Source organism: Cellulomonas sp. plas2 (assembly GCF_057221735.1).
The window spans coordinates 1,308,065-1,327,478 of the sequence record NZ_CM170155.1 but is presented as its reverse complement, the minus strand read 5'-3'; the positions used below and the strand labels follow the sequence as shown (position 1 = coordinate 1,327,478).

The window sequence follows — 19,414 nt, the reverse complement described above, 5'->3', positions numbered from 1 at the left end:
CTCACTCCTTCACGTACGGCTGGCCCGCCGCCGCCGGGCCGCGGGAGCGGCCGACGAGGCCCGCGACCGCGAGCACCGTGACGACGTAGGGCAGCATGAGCATGAACTGGCTGGGGACGGGCGCGCCGACGATGCTCAGCGCCCCCTCGAGGTTGGACGCGGCGCCGAACAGCAGCGCCGCGAGGGCGGCCCGGACCGGGTCCCACTTGCCGAAGATGACCGCCGCGAGGGCGATGAAGCCCGCGCCCGCCGTCATCTCCTTGCCGAACGACGACACGGACACCACCGTGTAGAACGCGCCGCCGAGGCCCACGACCCCGCCGGCGACGAGCACCGCGCGGTAGCGCGTGCGCTGCACCTTGATGCCGACGGTGTCCGCCGCCTTGGGGTGCTCGCCGACGGCCCGCAGGCGCAGGCCCCACCGCGTCCGGTACAGCGCGAACCACACCGCCGGCACCGCGAGGTACATGAGGTAGACGACGACGGACTGCCGGAACAGCGCCGGGCCGACCACGGGGATCTCCGACAGCAGCGGGATCGCGACGGGCGTGAAGCGGCTCGTCGAGTTCAGCCGGTCCGCCGAGGGCACGAGCACCTGCGAGTACAGGAAGCTCGTCAGGCCGATGACCAGCACGTTGAGGACCACGCCGACGATGACCTGGTCGACCTTGTACGTGATGGTGAACAGGCCGAGCACGAGGGCGACGAGGGCCCCGGCCAGCACGGCGGCGACGAGGCCGGCCCACGGGCTGTCGGTCAGCGACCCGACGACCGCGGCGCTGAACGCGCCGGCCAGGAGCTGCCCCTCGATGGCGATGTTGACCACGCCCGCCCGCTCGCCGATGACGCCGCCGAGCGCGCCGAAGACGATCGGCACGGCCAGGAGCACCGAGCCCCCGACGAGGCGGACCACCGGGAAGTCCCGATCGCTGCCCGCGCCGGCCCACGCGAGGAACCCGACGATCAGGAGCAGCGCCAGCACCGCCGACAGCACGAGCGGCACCCGGCGCCCGCGGCGCACGGACAGCTCCATGGCCGCCGTCACGAGGGCGGCGAGCACGACGCACACCCACGCGGTGGCCTGCCCGGGCACGGCCACGTCGGGGATGCGGAAGAGGTCGGTCTCCGAGGAGAACCGGAAGCTCGTGCTGCCGCTGTGCGGCGCCAGCGCGACGAGGAGGGCCAGCAGCGCGGTGACCACGGCCGAGGCGACGACGGCCTTGCGGCTGACGACGGTGACGTGCCGGGCGCCGGCGACCGCCGCCGGCTGCGGGGACGGCGCGAGCGCGGTCATGCCGCCGCCTTCCGGGTCCGGGCGCCGCGGCGGGGGCGCGCCTGGGGCTGCGGCAGCCGCAGCACGGCGCGCACCAGGGGCGGCGCGGCGATGAACAGGACGATGAGGGACTGCACGACGAGCACGATCTCGATGGGGATGTTCTCCGACGCCTGCATCGTCGAGCCGCCGGCCTTGAAGGCGCCGAACAGGACGGCGGCGGCCAGGACGCCCCAGGGCGTGGACCGGCCGAGCAGCGCCACCGTGATGGCGTCGAAGCCGATGCCCGCGTCGATGTCGTAGGAGAACCCGGTGGTGACCGTGCCGAGCACCTGCGTCGCGCCGGCGATCCCGACCAGGGCGCCGGCGACGAGCATCGCCACGACCGTGGTCCGTCGCACGTCGATCCCCGCCACCCGGGCCGCGGCGGGGTTCTCCCCCACGGCCCGGAAGCCGAAGCCGAGCGTCGAGCGGTTGAGCAGCCACCACACGACGACGACCGCGGCGACGGCGACGAGGAACCCGGCGTGCAGGGTGAACCGCTCCCCCAGCAGCCGCGGCAGGATCGCGGTGTCCGGCATGGCCGGCGTCTTGGGGTTCGCGGACCCGGGCGCCTGCAGCAGCCCCGGCGTCGCCAGCAGGTAGGAGATCCCGTAGAACGCGATGTAGTTGAGCATGATCGTGACGATCACCTCGTGGGCGCCGGTGTAGGCCTTGAGGACGCCGGCGATGCCCGCCCAGACCGCCCCGGCCAGCACCCCGGCGACCATCGCGAGCACGACGTGCACCACCACCGGCAGGTCGGCGGCGAAGCCCACCCAGCCGGCGCCCGCGGCCGCCGCGAGGATCTGCCCCTGGCCACCGATGTTGAACAGGCCGGCCCGGAAGGCCACGGCCACGCCCAGCCCCGCCGCGATGAGCGGCGTCGCGAAGTTCAGCGAGGACGTCAGGGGCCGGATCGCCGTGGCGAGGTCGTCGGCCCGGTAGTTGTAGACGGCGCCGCGGAACAGCGCCGCGTAGGCGCTGCCGACCGCCGACCCGACGGCCTGCAGCGTGTCGAGCGGCCGCGCGAAGAAGTACGACGAGGCGCTCTGCACGCCCTCGTCGGTGAAGGCGATCATGATCGAGCCGGCGAGCACGGCCAGCAGCACGGCGCCGACGGAGACGGCCCAGCCGCCCGCGAACACCCGGTGCAGGGCGGCACGCCAGCGCGCGGCGTCGTCGTCGGCGGGGCCCGGCGCCGCGGGATCGGCCTCGCTCCCCGGGCCGACGTGCGTCGCCGGGTTGTGCGGCACGGCCTCCGGCGAGGTGCCGGCCGCCGTCGAGGCGCCGTGCCCGTAGGGGTCGGTAGTGCTCATGCCGCGTCCGCCTCCGTCTGCGGGATGCCGGCCATCATGAGGCCGAGGACGTCCCGCGACGTCGACGCCGGGACGATCCCGACGACGCGGCCGCGGTACATGACGAGGATCCGGTCCCCGAGCGCGACGGCCTCGTCGAGCTCGGTGGAGACGACGACCACGGGCACGCCCGCGTCCCGCGTCTCGACGATCCGCCGGTGGATGAACTCGATGGAGCCGACGTCCACGCCGCGCGTCGGCTGCGAGGCCACGAGCAGGCGCAGGTCGCGCGACAGCTCGCGCGCGAGAACGACCTTCTGCTGGTTGCCGCCGGACAGCCGACCGACGGGGGTGTCGATGCCCTGCGTGCGGATGTCGAACTCCTCGACCTTCTCCCGGGCGAACCGGTCCCGCAGGCCGAGCTGCAGCACCCCGCCGCGGGCGAAGGGCGCGCCGTCGGTCCGGTCGAGCACGAGATTCTCCGCGACCGAGAAGGCGCCCACGAGCCCGTCGTGCGTCCGGTCCTCGGGGACGATGCCGACGCCCGCGTCGAGCACCTGGCGCACGGACCGGCCGAGCAGCTCCGTGCCGTCCAGCCGGACGCTGCCGCCCGACGTGGTGCGCAGCCCGACGAGGGCCTCCGCCAGCTCGGTCTGCCCGTTGCCCTGCACGCCGGCGACGACGAGCACCTCGCCGCCGTGCACCGTGAAGGACACGTCGTCGACGACGACCGCGCCCGTCGGGTCGGTGACCTCCAGGCCCTGCACCTCGAGGGTGTTGGGCGTGGGCTGCGGCGGGCCCTTCGGCACGGTCAGCTCGACCGCGCGGCCGACCATGAGGGCCGCCAGCTCCGCGTCGGTGGACGTCGGGCTCGCCTCCCCCACGACCCTGCCGCGGCGCACGACCGTGATGCGGTCGGCCACCTCGCGGACCTCGCGCAGCTTGTGGGTGATGAAGACGATCGCCGCGCCGCCCTCCTTGAGGCGACGCATGACCGCCATCAGCTCGTCCGTCTCCTGCGGCGTGAGCACGGCGGTGGGCTCGTCGAACACGAGGACGCGGGCGTCGCGGGACAGCGCCTTGATGATCTCCACGCGCTGCTGCACGCCGACGGGCAGGTCCCCGACGAGGGCGTCGGGGTCGACGTGGAAGCCGAAGCGGTCCGCGATCTCGCGCACGCGGGTGCGGGCGGCGTCGAGGTCGAGGCGGCCGCCGGCGCGGGTCTGCTCGTGGCCGAGCATGACGTTCTCCGCCACGGTGAAGACGGGGATGAGCATGAAGTGCTGGTGGACCATGCCGATGCCGGCCGCCATGGCGTCGCCGGGGCCGGTGAACTGCTGCACGGCGCCGTCGAGCAGGATCTCGCCCTCGTCGGCCGTGTAGAGGCCGTACAGGACGTTCATGAGCGTGGACTTGCCGGCGCCGTTCTCCCCGAGCAGGCAGTGGATCTCGCCGGGCTCGACGCGCAGGTCGATGTGGTCGTTGGCCACCAGTGCGCCGAAACGCTTGGTGATGCCGCGCAGCTCGAGCTTCATGCGGGTCCCTCGACGACGGGGGTGCCGGCGCGGGGCCGGTCCGGGCGGGTGGTGCTGGGTGGCGCGGGTGGTGCGGGTCGTGCGGCCCGGTGCGGGCAGCAGGACGCTCCCCGGGGACGGCCGCAGCCGTCCCCGGGGAGCGTTCGCGTCACTCGGACAGGTACGAGGTGACCGTCACGTCGCCGGCGATGATCGACTCGCGCAGCGCGTCGACCTCCTCGACGAGGGCCGGGTCGACGTCGTCCTCGAAGTCGTGCAGCGGCGCGATCCCGACGCCCTCGTTCTCGAGCGTGCCGACGTAGGCCTCGGCGTCGAACTCGTCGTTGCCGGCGGCGAGCATCGCCTCGTACGTCGACAGCTTCATGTTCTTGAGGATCGACGTGAGGATGATGTCCTGGACCGACGGGTCGGTCTCGTACACGTCGGCGTCCGCGCCGATGAGGGCGATGCCGCCGCCGGCGTCCGCGATGGCGTCGCGCGCCGACTGGTAGATCGGGCCGCCGACGGGCAGGAGGACGTCCGCGCCCTGGTCGATGAGGCCGGCCGCGATGTTCTTGGCGTCGTCGTTGGCGACGAAGCCGCCGGTGAACGAGCCCTGGTCGCCGCCGGAGTAGCCGACGACCTGCACGTCGGCGCCCTTCTGCTCGTTGTAGTACTCGACGCCCTGCTTGAAGCCGTCCATGAAGATCGTCACGGTCGGGTAGGGCTGGCCGCCGAAGGTGCCGACGACGCCGGAGGTCGAGTAGCCCGCCGAGAGGTAGCCGGCGAGGAACGCGGCCTGCGCCGTGTCGTACAGGAGCGGCTTGATGTTGTCCGCGTCCTTCGTGCCGTCGAAGTCGTTGTCCGCCGCGTCGTCGACCAGGATGTAGTCGATGTCGGGGTTGGCGGTGGCCGACCCGACCGTGGCCGCCGACAGCGCGAAGCCGACGGAGACGATGGCGTTGCAGCCCTCGCCCACGAGGGACTCGAGGTTGGGCTGGAAGTCGGTCTCGGAGTCGGACTGCACCTCGGAGAAGGCGGCCCCGAGCTCGTCGGTCGCCTCCTTCGCGCCCTCGTAGCTGAGCTGGTTGAAGCTCTTGTCGTCGAACCCGCCTGCGTCGGACACGATGCACCCGCGGAAGTCGGACTCCGGTGCCGCGGCCGAGCCCGTGGCGCCGGCCTCCTCCTCGGGGGCGGCCCCGCAGGCCGCCAGCGCGAGGGCGCTCGCGGCGACGAGCACCGCGCTGCGTGTCATGGTCTTCACGTCGTCACTCCTGTTTCCGTCCTCGGACAGTCGTCCCCGTCGACGACCCGCGGCCGGGTCGCGATCGGTGTGCTCGCGGTGCTGTGCTCGCACGGCGCGCCCGGCTGCACGAGCGTAGTCGTGCGGGCAGGCCGCTCCTACCCCGGCGCGGGGTCCTGCCGCCCCGGCGGGACCGCCCGTGGGGCGTCCCGCCCGGGCCTCCCGCCCGCGCCGATCGACGCCGACCTTAGTGAGCCCGCTGTCACCGGGAGGTTACGGCGACGTCACGGGCCGGTTCTGTTACCGACTTGGAACATCGGCGCCGCCGGGGGCCGCACGTCCGGGTGACGCCACGACGACGCCCCCGGTGACGCCGGCCGCCGACGGCGGTCAGGACCGCCCGGCGAGCAGCGCGGCGCGCGCCAGGAGCAGGGCGCCCGCCTCGACGGCCCGCTCGTCGACGCGCAGGTCGCCCTGGTGGATGTCGTAGGTGCGCCCGCCCGGGGTCCGCGTGCCGAGCCGCGCCATGGCGCCGGGCACCTTCGTGAGGTACCACGCGAAGTCCTCGCCGCCCAGCGACTGCTCCGTCAGCTCGACCGCGGCCGGGCCCAGCACGTCGCGCGCCGCCGCCTCGAGGACGCCGGTCGAGCGGGCGTGGTTCTCCACGGGCGGCACGCCGCGCTGGTGGTGGATCTCCACGCCCACGTCGTAGGGCAGCACCACCTGCTCCACCGCCGCGTGGAACACCTCCGACGCCTTCTCCCACGCGCGCACGTCCAGGCACCGCAGGGTGCCGCGCAGGGCGCCGCGGCCCGGGATCGCGTTCGGCGCCTGCCCGGCCTGCACCGCACCCCACGTGAGGTTGACCCCCGAGCGGGGGTCGAGGCGCCGCCCGAGGATCGCGGGGACCTGCGTGATGACCTGGCCCAGCGCGTAGACGACGTCCCCGGTCAGGTGGGGGCGCGACGTGTGCCCGCCGGCCCCGGTCAGGGTGACCGTCACCTCGTCGCTGGCGGACGTGATGGGGCCGATGCGGGTGCCGACGTGCCCCACGTCCAGCTTGGGGTCGCAGTGCACGGCGAAGATCTGCCCGACGCCGTCGAGGCCCCCGGCGGCGATGACGTCCAGCGACCCGCCCGGCTGCACCTCCTCCGCGGGCTGGAACACCAGCCGCACGCCGGGCACGGCGACCCCCTCCGCGGCGAGCCGGGCGAGCGCGAGCCCCGCGCCCAGCACCGCCGCGGTGTGCACGTCGTGGCCGCACGCGTGCGCGACCCCGCGGACCGTCGAGGCCCACGGCAGGCCGCAAGCGTCCTGCACCGGCAGCGCGTCGAGGTCCGCGCGCAGCGCGACCCGCCGGGTGCCGGGCCGGGCGTCCCCGAGGTCGCACACCAGGCCCGAGCCGGGCAGCGCGCGCGGGAGGAGACCCGCGGCGCGCAGCCGCGCGAGGAGGACGGCGGTCGTCCGCTCCTCCAGGCGTGCGAGCTCGGGGTGGGCGTGCAGGTCCCGCCGGAGGGCGACGAGCTCGTCGCGCAGGCCCCCCACCGCCGCGACGAGCGAGCGCACCTCCGGGTCCGCGGACGGCACGTCCGGGGCGACGACGGGGGCGACGGGCGTCCCGGCGCCGGCGGTGGTGGTCACGGGTCGAGCCTAGGAGTCAGAGCAGGTCCTCGCGTCCGCGTCCCCGCCAGCCGTCGACCGCCTGCTTGACGGCCTGGGCGTGCCCCCGCGTCGTCACGAGGAGCGCGTCCGGGGTGTCGACGACGACGGCGTCCGGCACGCCGAGGACGCTGACGACGCGACCGGCGGCGGGGGCGACGAACGCGTCCTCCGCGCCGGACAGCCGCTGCACCAACGCCTCGTCGCCGAGCGTCGGGCCCCCCTGCTCACCCGCCGGCAGCATCGCCGCCAGCGAGGCGAAGTCGCCGATGTCGTCCCAGCCGAAGGCGCCGGGGACGACGGCGACGCCGCCCGCCGCCGCCACGGGCTCGGCGATGGCGTGGTCGATCGCGATCTTCGTCAGGCCGGGCCACACCTCCGCCAGCACGGCCTCGCGGTCCGGGCCGGACCAGGCCGCCGCGATGCGCCGCAGCCCGTCGTGCAGGGTCGGCAGCTGGGCGGCCAGGTGGTCCAGCAGCACGGTGGCCTTCACGATGAACATGCCCGCGTTCCAGGAGTACTCCCCCGTCGCCAGGTACTGCGCCGCGGTCTCCGCGTCGGGCTTCTCCGTGAAGCCTACGACGTGACGGACGACCGGCGCGTCGTCGAGCCCGAGCGGGGCCCCGGCGCGCACGTAGCCGAAGGCCGTCGACGGCTCGGTGGCGCCGATGCCGATGGTGACGACGTAGCCTGCCCGCGCACCGGCGACGCCGTCGCGGACGGCCTGCGCGAAGAGCTCCCCGCCGCTGATGACGTGGTCGGCGGCGAACGAGCCGAGCACGACGTCCTCGCCGTGCCGCTCGACGAGCACCGCCGCGGCGAGCCCGATGGCGGCCATGGAGTCGCGCGGCGAGGGCTCGGCCAGCACGTCCTGGGCACCTACCTCGGGGAGCTGGGCGGCCACCGCCTCCGCGTGCCGCGCACCGGTCACGACGAGCACGCCGCCCGGGCCGGTCAGCGGCGCGAGGCGGTCCACCGTGGCCTGGAGCAGGGTGCGCCCCGAGCCCGTGAGGTCGAGGAGGAACTTGGGGTGCCCGGCGCGCGAGAGCGGCCACAGGCGTGTGCCCGCACCGCCCGCCGGCACGACGGCGTGGAAGCCGGGGACGGGGCCGGCGGCGGGGACGGCGTCAGACGCGACGGGGCTCGACATGCCGCGCAATCTAGCGAAGGCCCCCCGGCGGGACGGGCAGGTCGACGCGTGGTCCGGGACACGTCGGGGGCCTCCGGCCGCCCTCGGCGGCGCCGCCCGCCCGGGCCCGATCGTCGCCGCACCTGAGAGGACCTTGTGGGATTCTTCACAAAGGGCGAAAGGGGGACGACCGTCCCTGGTGGGGACGGCAACCGTGCCCCGCGGCGGTCCTACGATGGACTCCGACAACACGTCGACGCCGACGTCGCCCGAAGTGCCAGGAGGCCGTACCCGTGGCTACAGCGCAGTCCACCCCGAGCCGGGTGCCCGCCCCGGCGGCGTCCTCGCGACGCCAGGGTCCGGGGACCCTCTACCGCGGCGCCGGGGGCATGTGGTCCTGGGTCGCGCACCGCATCACGGGGGTGTCGATCTTCTTCTTCCTCCTCGTGCACGTCCTGGACACCTCGCTCGTCCGCGTCTCGCCGGAGGCGTACAACGCGGTCATCGGGACGTACAAGAACCCGGTGATGGGCCTGGCCGAGGCCGGCCTCGTCGTCGCCATCGTCTTCCACGCGCTCAACGGCGTGCGGATCATGCTCGTGGACTTCTGGTCGCAGGGCGTGCGCCGCCAGCGGGCGATGCTGTGGGTCGTGCTGGGGCTGCTCGTCGTCCTCATGGCCGGCTTCCTGCCGCGGCACCTCATGCACGTCTTCGGGGGGGAGTGACCGTGACCGTCATCGCCGACCCGAAGGCCCCGCGCATCCCGCGCAGCGGCCCCGGCCGTCGCAGCACCCGCGGCAACACCGAGCTGTACGCCTGGGTGTTCATGCGCGTGTCCGGCGTGCTGCTGCTCGTCCTGATCTTCGCCCACCTCATCTCCAACCTCGTCGTGGGCGAGGGCGTCAGCCAGATCGACTTCGCGTTCGTCGCGGGCAAGTGGGCGACGCCGTTCTGGCAGGTCTGGGACCTGACGATGCTGTGGCTCGCGATGATCCACGGCACGAACGGGATGCGGACCATCATCAACGACTACGCCGAGAAGGACCGCACCCGGCTGGTGCTCAAGAGCGCGCTGTACCTCGCGTTCGCGGTCGTCGTGGTGCTCGGCACGCTCGTGATCTTCACCTTCGACCCGTGCCCCGTCGGCGCCCCGGCGGACCTGCTGCCGAGCTTCTGCAGCGACATCTGACGGCGGCGGACGACCTCCGCCCCACCCTCCCGGCGCACCGTCACCCCCGGCGCGCACCCGATCGCAGAGAAGAGCCCGGCACACCGATGCAGACCCACCAGTACGACGTCCTCATCGTCGGCGCAGGCGGCGCCGGCATGCGGGCCGCCCTCGAGTCCTCCGTCCGCACGCGGACCGCGGTCATCACCAAGCTCTACCCGACGCGGTCCCACACCGGCGCGGCCCAGGGCGGCATGTGCGCCGCGCTGGCCAACGTCGAGGAGGACAACTGGGAGTGGCACACCTTCGACACGGTCAAGGGCGGCGACTACCTCGTCGACCAGGACGCCGCGGAGGTCATGGCCAAGGAGGCCATCGACGCCGTCCTCGACCTCGAGAAGATGGGCCTGCCGTTCAACCGGACGCCCGAGGGCCGGATCGACCAGCGTCGGTTCGGCGGGCACACCCGCAACCACGGCGAGGCGGCTGTGCGCCGCTCCTGCTACGCGGCGGACCGCACGGGCCACATGATCCTGCAGACGCTCTACCAGCAGTGCGTGAAGAACGACGTCGAGTTCTTCAACGAGTTCTACGTCCTCGACCTGCTCGTCGACCACGACCTCGCGGGGCACGCCGTGCCCGACGGCGAGGAGGTGTCGGTCGCGGGCGTCGTCGCGTACGAGCTGGCGACGGGCGAGATCCACGTCTTCCGCGCGAAGTCGGTCGTGCTCGCCACGGGTGGCGCCGGCCGCATCTACAAGACCACCTCGAACGCGCACACCCTCACCGGTGACGGCATGGCGCTGGCGTACCGCCGCGGCATCCCGCTGGAGGACATGGAGTTCTTCCAGTTCCACCCGACGGGCCTGGCCGGCCTCGGCATCCTCCTGTCGGAGGCGGCCCGCGGCGAGGGCGCGATCCTGCGCAACTCCGAGGGCGAGCGCTTCATGGAGCGCTACGCCCCCACCATCAAGGACCTGGCGCCGCGCGACATCGTGGCCCGGTCCATGGCGAACGAGGTGCGCGAGGGCCGCGGCGCGGGGCCGAACAAGGACTACGTCCTGCTGGACCTCACGCACCTCGAGCCCGCGCACATCGACGCCAAGCTGCCGGACATCACCGAGTTCGCGCGGACGTACCTGGGCATCGAGCCCTACACGGAGCCCGTCCCCGTCTACCCCACCGCGCACTACGCGATGGGCGGCGTGCCGACGAACATCGCGGGCGAGGTCCTGCGCAACGAGACCGACGTCATCCGTGGGCTCTACGCCGCGGGCGAGGTGGCGTGCGTGAGCGTCCACGGCTCCAACCGCCTGGGCACCAACTCGCTGCTCGACATCAACGTGTTCGGCAAGCGCGCCGGCATCTCGGCGGCGGAGTACGCGGTCGGCGCCCCGTGGGTCGAGCTGCCCGAGGGCCCCGCCGGGCTCGTCCAGGCCGAGCTCGAGGACATCCGGACCCGGCCCGACGGCGAGCGCGTGGGCGACCTGCGCAAGGCGCTGCAGGACACGATGGACGCCAACGCCCAGGTGTTCCGCACGAAGGAGTCCCTCGAGCAGGCCCTGGCGGACCTGCGCGGCCTGCGCAAGCGGTTCGCCAGCGTGTCCGTGCAGGACAAGAGCCGCGCCTTCAACACCGACCTCCTCGAGGCCGTCGAGCTGGGCTTCCTGCTCGACATCTCCGAGACGGTCCTGGTGGGTGCGCTCAACCGCGACGAGTCGCGCGGGGGGCACTTCCGCGAGGACTTCCCGCACCGCGACGACGCGCAGTACATGCGCCACACGATGGTCTACCGCCGTCCCCTGACCGTCCCGGTCGAGGACGCCGGCGGGGACCGCGACGGGGTGTTCAGCGGGAGCACCGACTTCGACGACTACCGCGTGGTCCTGGGGTCCAAGCCCGTCACCATGACCCGGTACCAGCCCATGGAGCGCAAGTACTGATGACCGCCACCCTGGAGAACACGAGCGCCACGACGAGCGGCGCCACGTCCGAGATGGGCGAGGTGCCGAGCTTCCAGGTCACGCTGCGGGTGCAGCGCTACCTGCCGCCCGACGACGCCGCGCCCGCCGAGCAGGAGGTCGGTGGCGACGCGCCCGGCGACGCCCGCTGGGACGAGTTCACGCTGACGATGTACGGCACGGACCGTGTGCTGGACGCGCTGCACAAGGTGAAGTGGGAGCACGACGGCTCGCTCACCTTCCGCCGTTCCTGCGCCCACGGCGTCTGCGGATCGGACGCCATGCGGATCAACGGCCGCAACCGGCTGGCGTGCAAGACGCTGCTGAAGGACCTCGACCTGTCCAAGCCGATCGTCGTCGAGCCCATCAAGGGCCTGCCGGTGCTCAAGGACCTCGTCGTCGACATGGAGCCGTTCTTCGCCTCCTACCGCGAGATCATGCCGTTCCTCGTCACCTCCGGGCAGGAGCCGACGAAGGAGCGCCTGCAGTCCTCCGAGCAGCGGGCGCGCTTCGACGACACGACGAAGTGCATCCTCTGCGCAGCCTGCACGACGAGCTGCCCCGTCTTCTGGACCGACGGCCAGTACTTCGGCCCGGCCGCGATCGTCAACGCGCACCGCTTCATCTTCGACAGCCGCGACGAGGGCGGGGCCCAGCGCCTGGAGATCCTCAACGACAAGGAGGGCGTCTGGCGCTGCCGGACGACCTTCAACTGCACGGACGCGTGCCCGCGCGGCATCGAGGTCACGAAGGCGATCCAGGAGGTCAAGCGCGCGATGATCACGCGCGCCTTCTGACGCCCGACCTGCCGCACCTCAGCAGCGCAGCACCAGCCCGAGGGGCCGGTGGCCGGTTCAGCCGGCCGCCGGCCCCTCGGCCGTGCGCGCGCCGGGTCCCTCGCCCTGCAGCTCCTCCAGCGACGGGTCCGCCGTCCAGGCGGCCGCCAACAGGACGATGCGGGAGATGAGGTTGATCCAGACCAGCAGCGTCGCCAGGGTGACCGCGGTCGCGAACAGCGGGTTGCGCGAGGCGCTGCCGGCCACGGCAGACGTCCCCAGGACGCGCACGACGCCGAGCCCCAGCCCGGTGATGGCCGCTCCCTGCAGGAGGTCGCGCCGCGGCGGGTCCTGCGCGGCGAGGACGCGCACGAGGAGCACGAACGTCGCGGCGTCGGCGAGGAACGCGACGGCGACGCCCGCGACGGCCGCCGTGACGCCGGCCCCCACCCCGACGCCGAGCACCGTGGTCAGCCAGGCGACGACGGTCGTCACCGCCAGGCCCAGCAGCGCGGAGACGACGACCGCCAGACCGATGCCCACCACGCCGACCAGCTCGCGCAGCTTGCTGCCGACGAGGTTCTGGCCCGCCGTCGGGGCGGCGAACATCGCGCGGACGGCGGTGCGCAGGGCCGCCATCGCGTTCGTCGCCGTCACGAGCAGGACCACGGCGGCGACGACGCCGGCGAGGACGCCCCGGGAGCTGAGCTGCAGCTCGTCGACGTCCACGAGCCCCTGCGACCCGTCGACCGCGACGAGGCCCGGCAGCGAGGTGTCGATCGCCCGCGCGATGCGCTCGCGCAGGTCGACGTCGTTGCCGAGCACCGCGGTGAGGACCGTGAAGCCGAGCGTCAGCGCGGCGGCGACGGAGAACAGCGCGGAGTAGGCGATGCCGCCGGTGAGCACGCCACCGCCGGCCTGGCCGAAGCGCGCGTTCGCGCGGGCGGCGCGGGTGCGGTTCCAGGCGGCCAGCAGCCGTTGCACGGCCGCCCACACCGCGGCGAACCCGGTCGGGCGGCGCGAGTTGGTCGGGTCCTCCTCGCCCAGCTCGTGCCCGACGAGGAGGTGCGCGGTGCCCGCGCCGCGGGCGGGGCCCACCTCCACCTGCCCGGTGCCGCCGTACCCCGGCGGGTCGGGACGGGCGGCGGGACCGGCCGTGGCGCTCATACCCGCAGGCTAGGGGCGTGCAGCACGCCCGGCGACCGCAGCCTCGGCCTCGATGTCGGCATCGGAGCCATCGTCGGCGTCGGCGTCGAGCAGGATCCGGCCGTCCCGTCCTGCGTCTCGGCGGAGCGTCAGGAGGGGCGGTGCCGCAGGCGGCGCAGCGCCGCCCGCACGACCGGGTGCTCCCCGGTCGGGGGGTCGGGCAGCGGGACCGGACGGTCGGGACCGGCCAGCGGGTGCACGCGCAGGGTCCGCCACCGGCCGTCGGGGTCGAGCGCGGCGCACTCCACCGTCGTGACGAGGAACTGCGCGTCGAGGTCCGCCCAGTCGCGCTCGGCGGCGTCCAGCGCCGCGTCGTCGACGTGGTGCGCGACGGTCACGTGCGGCCGGTAGGCGAACCGCTGCTCCGCCCACAGGGGCCCGCCCCGCACCGCGGCCTCGAGCCGGGCGCAGGCGTCGCCACCCTCGGCCACGTCGACGTAGGCCACCGGCGACACGGGCCGGAACGTGCCCGTGCCGCGCAGGTGCAGCACGAACGCCCGGTGGGCCGCCACGACGCGGTCGAGGTGCTCGAGCACCGCGGCCTGCTGCGCGGGGGCGACCGGGGTCGGCGGCAGGATCGTCACGTGCGGGGGCACGTGCCGCGCGACGGGGTCGCCGTAGCCGGCCCGTGCCTCCTGGAGCTGGCCCGCCCAGGGCTCCGGTACGCGCACGGAGACCCCGACGAGCACCGGGGGGACGTCCGTCATCGCGCCGCCCGCACCCGCCGCAGCAGCCCGAACCGGTCGTACAGGCGCGCCAGCGTGTCCTGCGCGAGGGCCTCCGCGCGCTCCGCGCCGTCGCTGAGGACCGCGTCGAGCGTGGCGGGGTCGTCGAGGTACCCGTGCACGCGCTCCTGGAACGGCGTGAGGAAGGCGACGACGACCTCCGCGAGGTCCTTCTTGAGGTCGCCGTACCCGCGGCCGTCGTACTCGGCCTCCAGCGACGGGAGCGAGCGGTCGGTCAGCGCGGAGTAGATGGTGAGGAGGTTCGAGACCCCGGGCTTGGCGACGGGGTCGTAGCGGATCTCCCGCTCCGTATCGGTGACGGCCGAGCGGATGCGCTTGGCGACGACCTTCGGGTCGTCGAGGAGCTCGATCAGCCCGTTGGGGCTGGCCGCCGACTTGCTCATCTTCGCCGTCGGCTCCTGCAGGTCGAAGATCTTCGCGGTCGCCTTGACGATGTGCGCGTCGGGCACGACGACCGTCCCCGCGCCGAAGCGGCTGTTGAGGCGCTGGGCGAGGTCGCGGGTCAGCTCCAGGTGCTGGCGCTGGTCCTCCCCCACCGGGACGAGGTCCGTGTCGTACAGCAGGATGTCCGCGGCCATGAGCACCGGGTAGGTGAAGAGACCGACCGTCGTGCCCTCGGCGCCCAGCTTGAGCGACTTGTCCTTGAACTGCGTCATCCGGCCGGCCTCGCCGAAGCCGGTGATGCAGTTGAGCAGCCAGGCGAGCTCCGCGTGAGCGCTCACGTGGGACTGCACGAAGAGGATGGACCGCTGCGGGTCGACTCCCGCGGCGAGGTACTGGGCCGCGGTCCGGCGGGTGCGGTCCCGCAGCACGGCCGGGTCGGGCGCGACCGTCAGCGCGTGCAGGTCGACGACGCAGTAGATGGCGTCGTGGTCGTCCTGGAGGGCCACCCACTGCGTGAGGGCGCCGAGGTGGTTGCCCAGGTGCAGGGAGTCGGACGTCGGCTGCATGCCCGAGAAGATCCGGGCGGCGGAGGTGGACGGGCCCATCACCCCATCATGGCAGGTGGTGCGCGGTGGTCGCGCCGCCGGTGCACACGTCCGACCGCCCACGACCCGCCGGGTCAGGTCGCCTCGGTGTCGAAGGGCGCCGGCGGGGCGGCGGTCGCCGCCGTGCCGGCGGACGCACCAGCGGCCGTGCCGGCGGCTGCACTCCCCGCCGCGGCGGCGCCGACCGCGGCACCCACCGCGGTCGCGCCCGTGCGCAGGGCCGCTCCTGTCCGTGGCGTCGCCGTGCGGGCGCCGTTGCGCGGGTTCGCCGGGGCGCGGCCGCGGGGGCCGTCGTCGTCGAGGAGCGCCTCGCGGACGATGCGGCGCGGGTCGTACTGGCGGGGGTCGAGCGCCGCCCAGTCGACGTCCTTCGCCTCCTCGCCGAGCTCCGCGTCGACGCGCGCCTTGGCCTCGGTCAGGAAGCCGCGGGCACCGCGCACCCAGCGACCGAGCTGCTCCGCGAACGCCGGCAGCCGCTCGGGCCCGATCACCACGACGGCGACCAGCAGCAGGACCAGCCACTCGCCACCGTTGATGTCGAAGGGCACGTCGCCAGGCTACCCGCGCGAGGCCGCGAGCAGGACCCCCGGGGGACCGCTCGCCGGCGTGACGTCCGCCCCGCCCGGCGCCGGTCCCCGCCGTCCCCGCTGGCCCCGCGACCGGGCGCGCACGAGGATCGGCAGGTGATGAGCGGCGGACGGGTCGCGGGCGGCCTCTGGCACGGGCGCCTGACGCTGGGCGCCCGCGGGCCGGTGCCGGCCGACGTGGCGTGGGGGCGCTACGACGACCCCGGGCTGTGGGCGGGGTGGGCGCCGCACATCCGGCGGGTCGAGGGCCCCCCGCGGCTCGCGGCCGGCGCCGGCGGACGCGTGCACGGCCCGCTGGGCGTGCGCGTGCGGTTCGTCGTCACCGCCGTGGACCGGCCCCGCCGCCGCTGGGCCTGGCGCGTGCACGCCGGCCCGCTCGTGCTGCGCCTCGAGCACGGCGTGGACGCCGGCACGGATGTCGGCGTCCACGCCGGCGCCCACGGGCCCGGGGCGGGCACCGGGGCCACGACCGGTGCCGCGTCCCGCACGTGGCTCGTCCTGCACGGGCCGCTGCCGGTGCTGCTCGCCTACGCTCCGCTGGCGTGGTGGTCGCTGCGGTGCCTGGTGACGCTGCCGCGCCTCCGTCTCCCGGCCGGCGGCGCCCGCTGACGCGATCCGTCAGCCCGCGGACTCCTGCAGGACGACCCGCACGTCGCGCTCGTCCTCGCCCGTGCGCACGCGCAGGGTCACGGCCTCCCCCGGCGTGCGCGACCGCAGGTCGACGACGAGCTCGTCGGGCTCCGTGACCGGCCGCCCGTCGACGGCGAGGATGACGTCGCCCGCGCGGATGCCGGCCGTGTCCGCCGCACCGCCCGGCGTCACCGGCGCCGTGCCCTCGTCGGGCTCGTCGGCGATGCGGACCCCCTCGCCCGTCCACGTGCGGTCGAGCAGCGCGCCGATGACCGGGTAGGTGGCGCGGCCGGTCTCGATGAGCTGCTCCGCCGTGCGCCGCGCCTGGTTGGACGGGATGGCGAAGCCGAGCCCGATGCTCCCCGCACCGCCCGTGGCGGAGCCGGCGGTCTGCGCGATGGCCGAGTTGATGCCGATGACGGCTCCGGCCGCGTCCACCAGGGGTCCGCCGGAGTTGCCGGGGTTGATCGCCGCGTCCGTCTGGATGGCGTTGATGAAGGCGGTGCCCGTCTGCTCGCCGGCGGTGACGGGCCGGTCGAGGGCGCTGACGATGCCGGTCGTGACCGTGCCCTCGAGCCCGAGGGGCGCCCCGACCGCGACCACCGGGTCGCCGACCTGCACCACGTCCGAGTCGCCCAGCACGAGAGGCGTCAGGCCGTCGCGCTCCACGCGCACGACCGCGAGGTCGTAGTCGGCCGTCGCCCCGACGAGCGTGCCCGCGACCTCGCTGCCGTCGGCGAGCAGCACGGTGATCGCACCGGCCTCGTCGAGCGCCCCCGCGACGACGTGGTTGTTCGTGAGCACGTACCCGTCGGCGCGGAGCACGAAGCCCGATCCCGTGGCCGCGCCGGACGCCGTGCGGACCTCGAGCGAGACGACGCTGGGCAGCACGTCCGCCGCGATCGCGGCGACGCTCCCCGCCGCGGGGGCCGGCGTCGTGGTGCCGCCGGCAGCCGCCGCACCGGCGACGGGCAGCGCCGCGTCTGCCGGGCGCTCCTCGGGGAGCCACCGGGTCACGGCCGCACCCCCGCCGGCACCGGCGACGAGGGCCAGGGCGACGAGGGCCGCCGTCCGCCCTGCGCCGCCACGACGGCGGTCCCCGCCGGGACGACCGCCGCGGCGACGGCCGCGCTCGCGCACCAGCCGGACCGTCACCGGGCCCGCGCCGAGCGGTGGAGCACAGCCCTCCGCCCACGGGTGACCCGCGAGGCCCGCCACCGACGCCCGACCGGACGGCGGGTCGTCGGGCGTCCGCGCCGGCGGCTGCAGGGCAGCGCGCCCCGGACCCGTCGGGCCGTCGGCGGTCGTACCGGTCGGGATCGGAGCCGGGGTCGGGGTGGACGCGGACGGCGTGGTCGGACCCGTGGGCGTCGGGCCGGTCGCGCGCCGCGGCACGTGCGGTGCCGCGAAGAGCGGGGTCGGCGGCGTGGGCTGCCCGGCGAGGGGGTCGCGCCTGTCGTCGCGCGCCTCGTCGGGCCCGACGTCGGGCACGGGGTCCGTCACGGTGCGTCCAGCACGGCGGTCACCGTGCTCCACCCACGCGTCAGCCGCGCGGCGACGCCGTCGTCGAAGGCGCGCGCCGGCACCGCCGCGACGAGCTCGGCCGCCACGTCCGCCGAGGGGGCCACGAGCTGCACGACGCAGTCCCCCGACTGCCACACCGCGTGCAGCGGCTCGTCGGTCAGCACGTGCACCGGACGCCCGCCCAGGTCCTCCTGCGCGACGCCGGTCAGCGCGGCCAGGTCGAGCACGCCCTGCTGCTCGACGAGCACGGCCGTCGCCCCGCCGGGGCCGACGAGGTCGACGACGAGCACCTCGTCGGACGCACCCGACCAGCGCCAGCCGGCGACGGCCCAGCCCTCGGGCAGCTCGGCCGGCACGGACCAGTCGTGCGCGCGGAGCCAGGCGGTCGACGTCGCGAGGTCCGTCGTCGCACCGCTCGTCGCACCGCTGGTCCCGCCGGCCGGTAGGCCCAGACCGGCACGCACGACGGTGCCGGCGGGCACCGCCCCCGCCACTGTGCCAGCGGCGACGCCGGGCGCGCCGGAGGTCGAGCCGGCCGCCGGGACGTGCGCGAGCAGGTCGAGCGCCTCCCCCGGGTGGTCCCACGGCACGACGGGCGGCCGCGCCCCGAGCGCGAACAGCCCGGCCGCCAGCACGCCGGCCCCGGCCAGCGACCCGACCACGGCACGGCCGGGCCGGCCGCGGCGTCCGACCTCCCCCCGCAGGGCGTGGCCGGGCAGCCGACGACCGCCGACCACCCGGTCCGCGATCGGGTCGCGCGGTGCGGGGCCCTCGGCCGACCTCCGACCGAGCGCCGTCGACCGGTCCGCGGGCGGGGCACACGCGAGACCGAGCAGGCGAGCGGTGAGGTCGGGGGCCGGCTCGACGTCCCGGGCCTGCGCCAGGGCCTCGCGGGCGGCCCTGGCCGCGCGCAGCTCGGCGGCGCAGACCGGGCAGTCGGCGACGTGCGCGAGGGCGCGCTCGAGCGCCGCCGGCGGCAGGCGGCCGTCGACGAGCGCGCTCAGGCGGGACCCCAGGTGGCTCACGGCAGCGCCCGCACCTCGTCGGACCTCGTGCCGGCCGACCCGGTCCCGTCCTCGGCCACGGGCAGGGCCGTGGGCAGGACCGTCACCGGCGCCCGGTCAGCCAGGCTGATGCGCAGGCGCGCGCGGGCGCGGTGGATCCGGGACCGCACCGTGCCGATCTTCACGCCCAGCGTGACGGCGATCTCCTCGTACGACAGCCCCTCGATGTCGCAGAGGACCACGGCGGCGCGGTACTCCGGCGGCAGCGCGTCGAGCGCGCGCTGGACGTCGTGGTCGAGGTTGCCGTGCTCCCACGCGTGCTCGGGACCGGTGAGCCGGTCGGCGCTCGCCCAGCGCTCCGCGTCGTCGCCCAGGCCGTCCATCCGGATGCGGCGGCGGCGGCGTGCGCCGTCGAGGAAGAGGTTGGTGGTGATGCGGTGCAGCCAGCCCTCGAAGGTGCCGGGGCTGTAGCTCGACAGCGAGCGGAACACGCGGACGAACGTCTCCTGCGTGAGGTCCTCGGCGTCGTGCCGGTTGCCGGTGAGCCGGTAGGCCAGGCGGTAGACCCGGGCGGAGTGCTCCCGGACGATGTCCTCCCAGCTCGGGGCCTGCCAGTCGGCGGCCGCCGGGGTGGACGGCGTGGGCATCGAGGCTGCTCCCTCTCCGGC

The 19,414-nt window shown here is 75.0% G+C and carries 18 protein-coding genes; 5 read left to right on the top strand and 13 right to left on the bottom strand.

Annotation, left to right across the window (positions count from 1 at the left end; translation table 11 throughout):
* Nucleotide 1: 1 nt before the first annotated feature.
* The 6 genes from AC2TDM_RS06005 to AC2TDM_RS05980 form a co-directional block, all read right to left on the bottom strand.
* Nucleotides 2-1,294 (bottom strand): ABC transporter permease, encoded by a 1,293-nt coding sequence (locus AC2TDM_RS06005; protein ID WP_484636120.1) that lies wholly within the window; start codon nucleotides 1,292-1,294, stop codon nucleotides 2-4.
* Entirely contained in the window at nucleotides 1,291-2,631 is a 1,341-nt protein-coding gene (locus AC2TDM_RS06000; protein ID WP_484636119.1) for an ABC transporter permease, read from the bottom strand. Before AC2TDM_RS06000 ends, AC2TDM_RS06005 begins: the two co-directional genes overlap by 4 nt.
* The gene (locus AC2TDM_RS05995; protein ID WP_484636118.1) at nucleotides 2,628-4,145 is read right to left on the bottom strand and encodes an ABC transporter ATP-binding protein; all 1,518 of its coding nucleotides are present in this window, start codon (nucleotides 4,143-4,145) and stop codon (nucleotides 2,628-2,630) included. Before AC2TDM_RS05995 ends, AC2TDM_RS06000 begins: the two co-directional genes overlap by 4 nt.
* Before the next feature lie 148 nt (nucleotides 4,146-4,293).
* A complete protein-coding gene (locus AC2TDM_RS05990) occupies nucleotides 4,294-5,379 on the bottom strand; it encodes a BMP family lipoprotein (protein WP_484636396.1) in 1,086 nt (361 codons plus the stop codon).
* A 378-nt stretch (nucleotides 5,380-5,757) separates the two neighbouring features.
* Nucleotides 5,758-6,954: an amidohydrolase gene (locus AC2TDM_RS05985; protein WP_090033666.1), complete on the bottom strand. Its 1,197-nt coding sequence runs from the start codon at nucleotides 6,952-6,954 to the stop codon at nucleotides 5,758-5,760.
* A gap of 70 nt (nucleotides 6,955-7,024) precedes the next feature.
* Nucleotides 7,025-8,176, bottom strand: coding sequence for a mannose-1-phosphate guanylyltransferase (locus AC2TDM_RS05980; RefSeq protein WP_484636117.1), 1,152 nt, complete (start codon nucleotides 8,174-8,176; stop codon nucleotides 7,025-7,027).
* Nucleotides 8,177-8,478: 302 nt separating this feature from the next.
* On the opposite strand from AC2TDM_RS05980, the gene sdhC reads away from it, so the two are divergent.
* The 4 genes from sdhC (at nucleotide 8,479) to AC2TDM_RS05960 (ending at nucleotide 12,081) form a co-directional block, all read left to right on the top strand.
* A complete protein-coding gene (sdhC, locus tag AC2TDM_RS05975) occupies nucleotides 8,479-8,880 on the top strand; it encodes a succinate dehydrogenase, cytochrome b556 subunit (protein WP_275407334.1) in 402 nt (133 codons plus the stop codon).
* Between the two features lie 2 nt (nucleotides 8,881-8,882).
* Nucleotides 8,883-9,344 carry a succinate dehydrogenase, hydrophobic membrane anchor protein gene (gene sdhD, locus AC2TDM_RS05970; protein ID WP_090033665.1) on the top strand — a complete coding sequence of 154 codons (462 nt, stop codon included), beginning with the start codon at nucleotides 8,883-8,885 and terminating at the stop codon, nucleotides 9,342-9,344.
* An 86-nt stretch (nucleotides 9,345-9,430) separates the two neighbouring features.
* Nucleotides 9,431-11,266 carry a succinate dehydrogenase flavoprotein subunit gene (sdhA, locus tag AC2TDM_RS05965; RefSeq protein WP_484636116.1) on the top strand — a complete coding sequence of 612 codons (1,836 nt, stop codon included), beginning with the start codon at nucleotides 9,431-9,433 and terminating at the stop codon, nucleotides 11,264-11,266.
* Entirely contained in the window at nucleotides 11,266-12,081 is an 816-nt protein-coding gene (locus AC2TDM_RS05960) for a succinate dehydrogenase iron-sulfur subunit (RefSeq protein WP_484636115.1), read from the top strand. The genes sdhA and AC2TDM_RS05960 overlap by 1 nt, the downstream gene beginning before the upstream one ends.
* Before the next feature lie 57 nt (nucleotides 12,082-12,138).
* Here AC2TDM_RS05960 and AC2TDM_RS05955 read toward each other — a convergent pair whose 3' ends face one another.
* From AC2TDM_RS05955 to AC2TDM_RS05940, 4 genes are all read right to left on the bottom strand, one after another.
* Nucleotides 12,139-13,227, bottom strand: coding sequence for a YihY/virulence factor BrkB family protein (locus tag AC2TDM_RS05955; RefSeq protein WP_090033563.1), 1,089 nt, complete (start codon nucleotides 13,225-13,227; stop codon nucleotides 12,139-12,141).
* A 128-nt stretch (nucleotides 13,228-13,355) separates the two neighbouring features.
* Nucleotides 13,356-13,973, bottom strand: a complete 618-nt coding sequence (locus AC2TDM_RS05950) for a 2'-5' RNA ligase family protein (RefSeq protein ID WP_484636114.1) — start codon at nucleotides 13,971-13,973, stop codon at nucleotides 13,356-13,358.
* Nucleotides 13,970-15,001, bottom strand: coding sequence for a tryptophan--tRNA ligase (gene trpS, locus AC2TDM_RS05945; protein ID WP_484636113.1), 1,032 nt, complete (start codon nucleotides 14,999-15,001; stop codon nucleotides 13,970-13,972). The genes AC2TDM_RS05950 and trpS overlap by 4 nt, the downstream gene beginning before the upstream one ends.
* Nucleotides 15,002-15,075: 74 nt before the next feature.
* Entirely contained in the window at nucleotides 15,076-15,549 is a 474-nt protein-coding gene (locus tag AC2TDM_RS05940) for a twin-arginine translocase TatA/TatE family subunit (protein ID WP_484636112.1), read from the bottom strand.
* 138 nt (nucleotides 15,550-15,687) lie between these two features.
* On the opposite strand from AC2TDM_RS05940, the gene AC2TDM_RS05935 reads away from it, so the two are divergent.
* Nucleotides 15,688-16,197 (top strand): SRPBCC family protein, encoded by a 510-nt coding sequence (locus AC2TDM_RS05935; RefSeq protein ID WP_484636111.1) that lies wholly within the window; start codon nucleotides 15,688-15,690, stop codon nucleotides 16,195-16,197.
* Nucleotides 16,198-16,206: 9 nt separating this feature from the next.
* On the opposite strand, the gene AC2TDM_RS05930 is transcribed toward AC2TDM_RS05935, so the two are convergent.
* The 3 genes from AC2TDM_RS05930 to sigE all read right to left on the bottom strand — a co-directional run bounded on the left by AC2TDM_RS05930 (nucleotide 16,207) and on the right by sigE (nucleotide 19,393).
* The gene (locus tag AC2TDM_RS05930; protein ID WP_484636110.1) at nucleotides 16,207-17,358 is read right to left on the bottom strand and encodes a S1C family serine protease; all 1,152 of its coding nucleotides are present in this window, start codon (nucleotides 17,356-17,358) and stop codon (nucleotides 16,207-16,209) included.
* Nucleotides 17,359-17,717: 359 nt separating this feature from the next.
* Nucleotides 17,718-18,767 (bottom strand): zf-HC2 domain-containing protein, encoded by a 1,050-nt coding sequence (locus AC2TDM_RS05925; protein WP_090033558.1) that lies wholly within the window; start codon nucleotides 18,765-18,767, stop codon nucleotides 17,718-17,720.
* The gene (sigE, locus tag AC2TDM_RS05920) at nucleotides 18,764-19,393 is read right to left on the bottom strand and encodes an RNA polymerase sigma factor SigE (protein ID WP_484636109.1); all 630 of its coding nucleotides are present in this window, start codon (nucleotides 19,391-19,393) and stop codon (nucleotides 18,764-18,766) included. Before sigE ends, AC2TDM_RS05925 begins: the two co-directional genes overlap by 4 nt.
* Nucleotides 19,394-19,414: the final 21 nt, after the last annotated feature.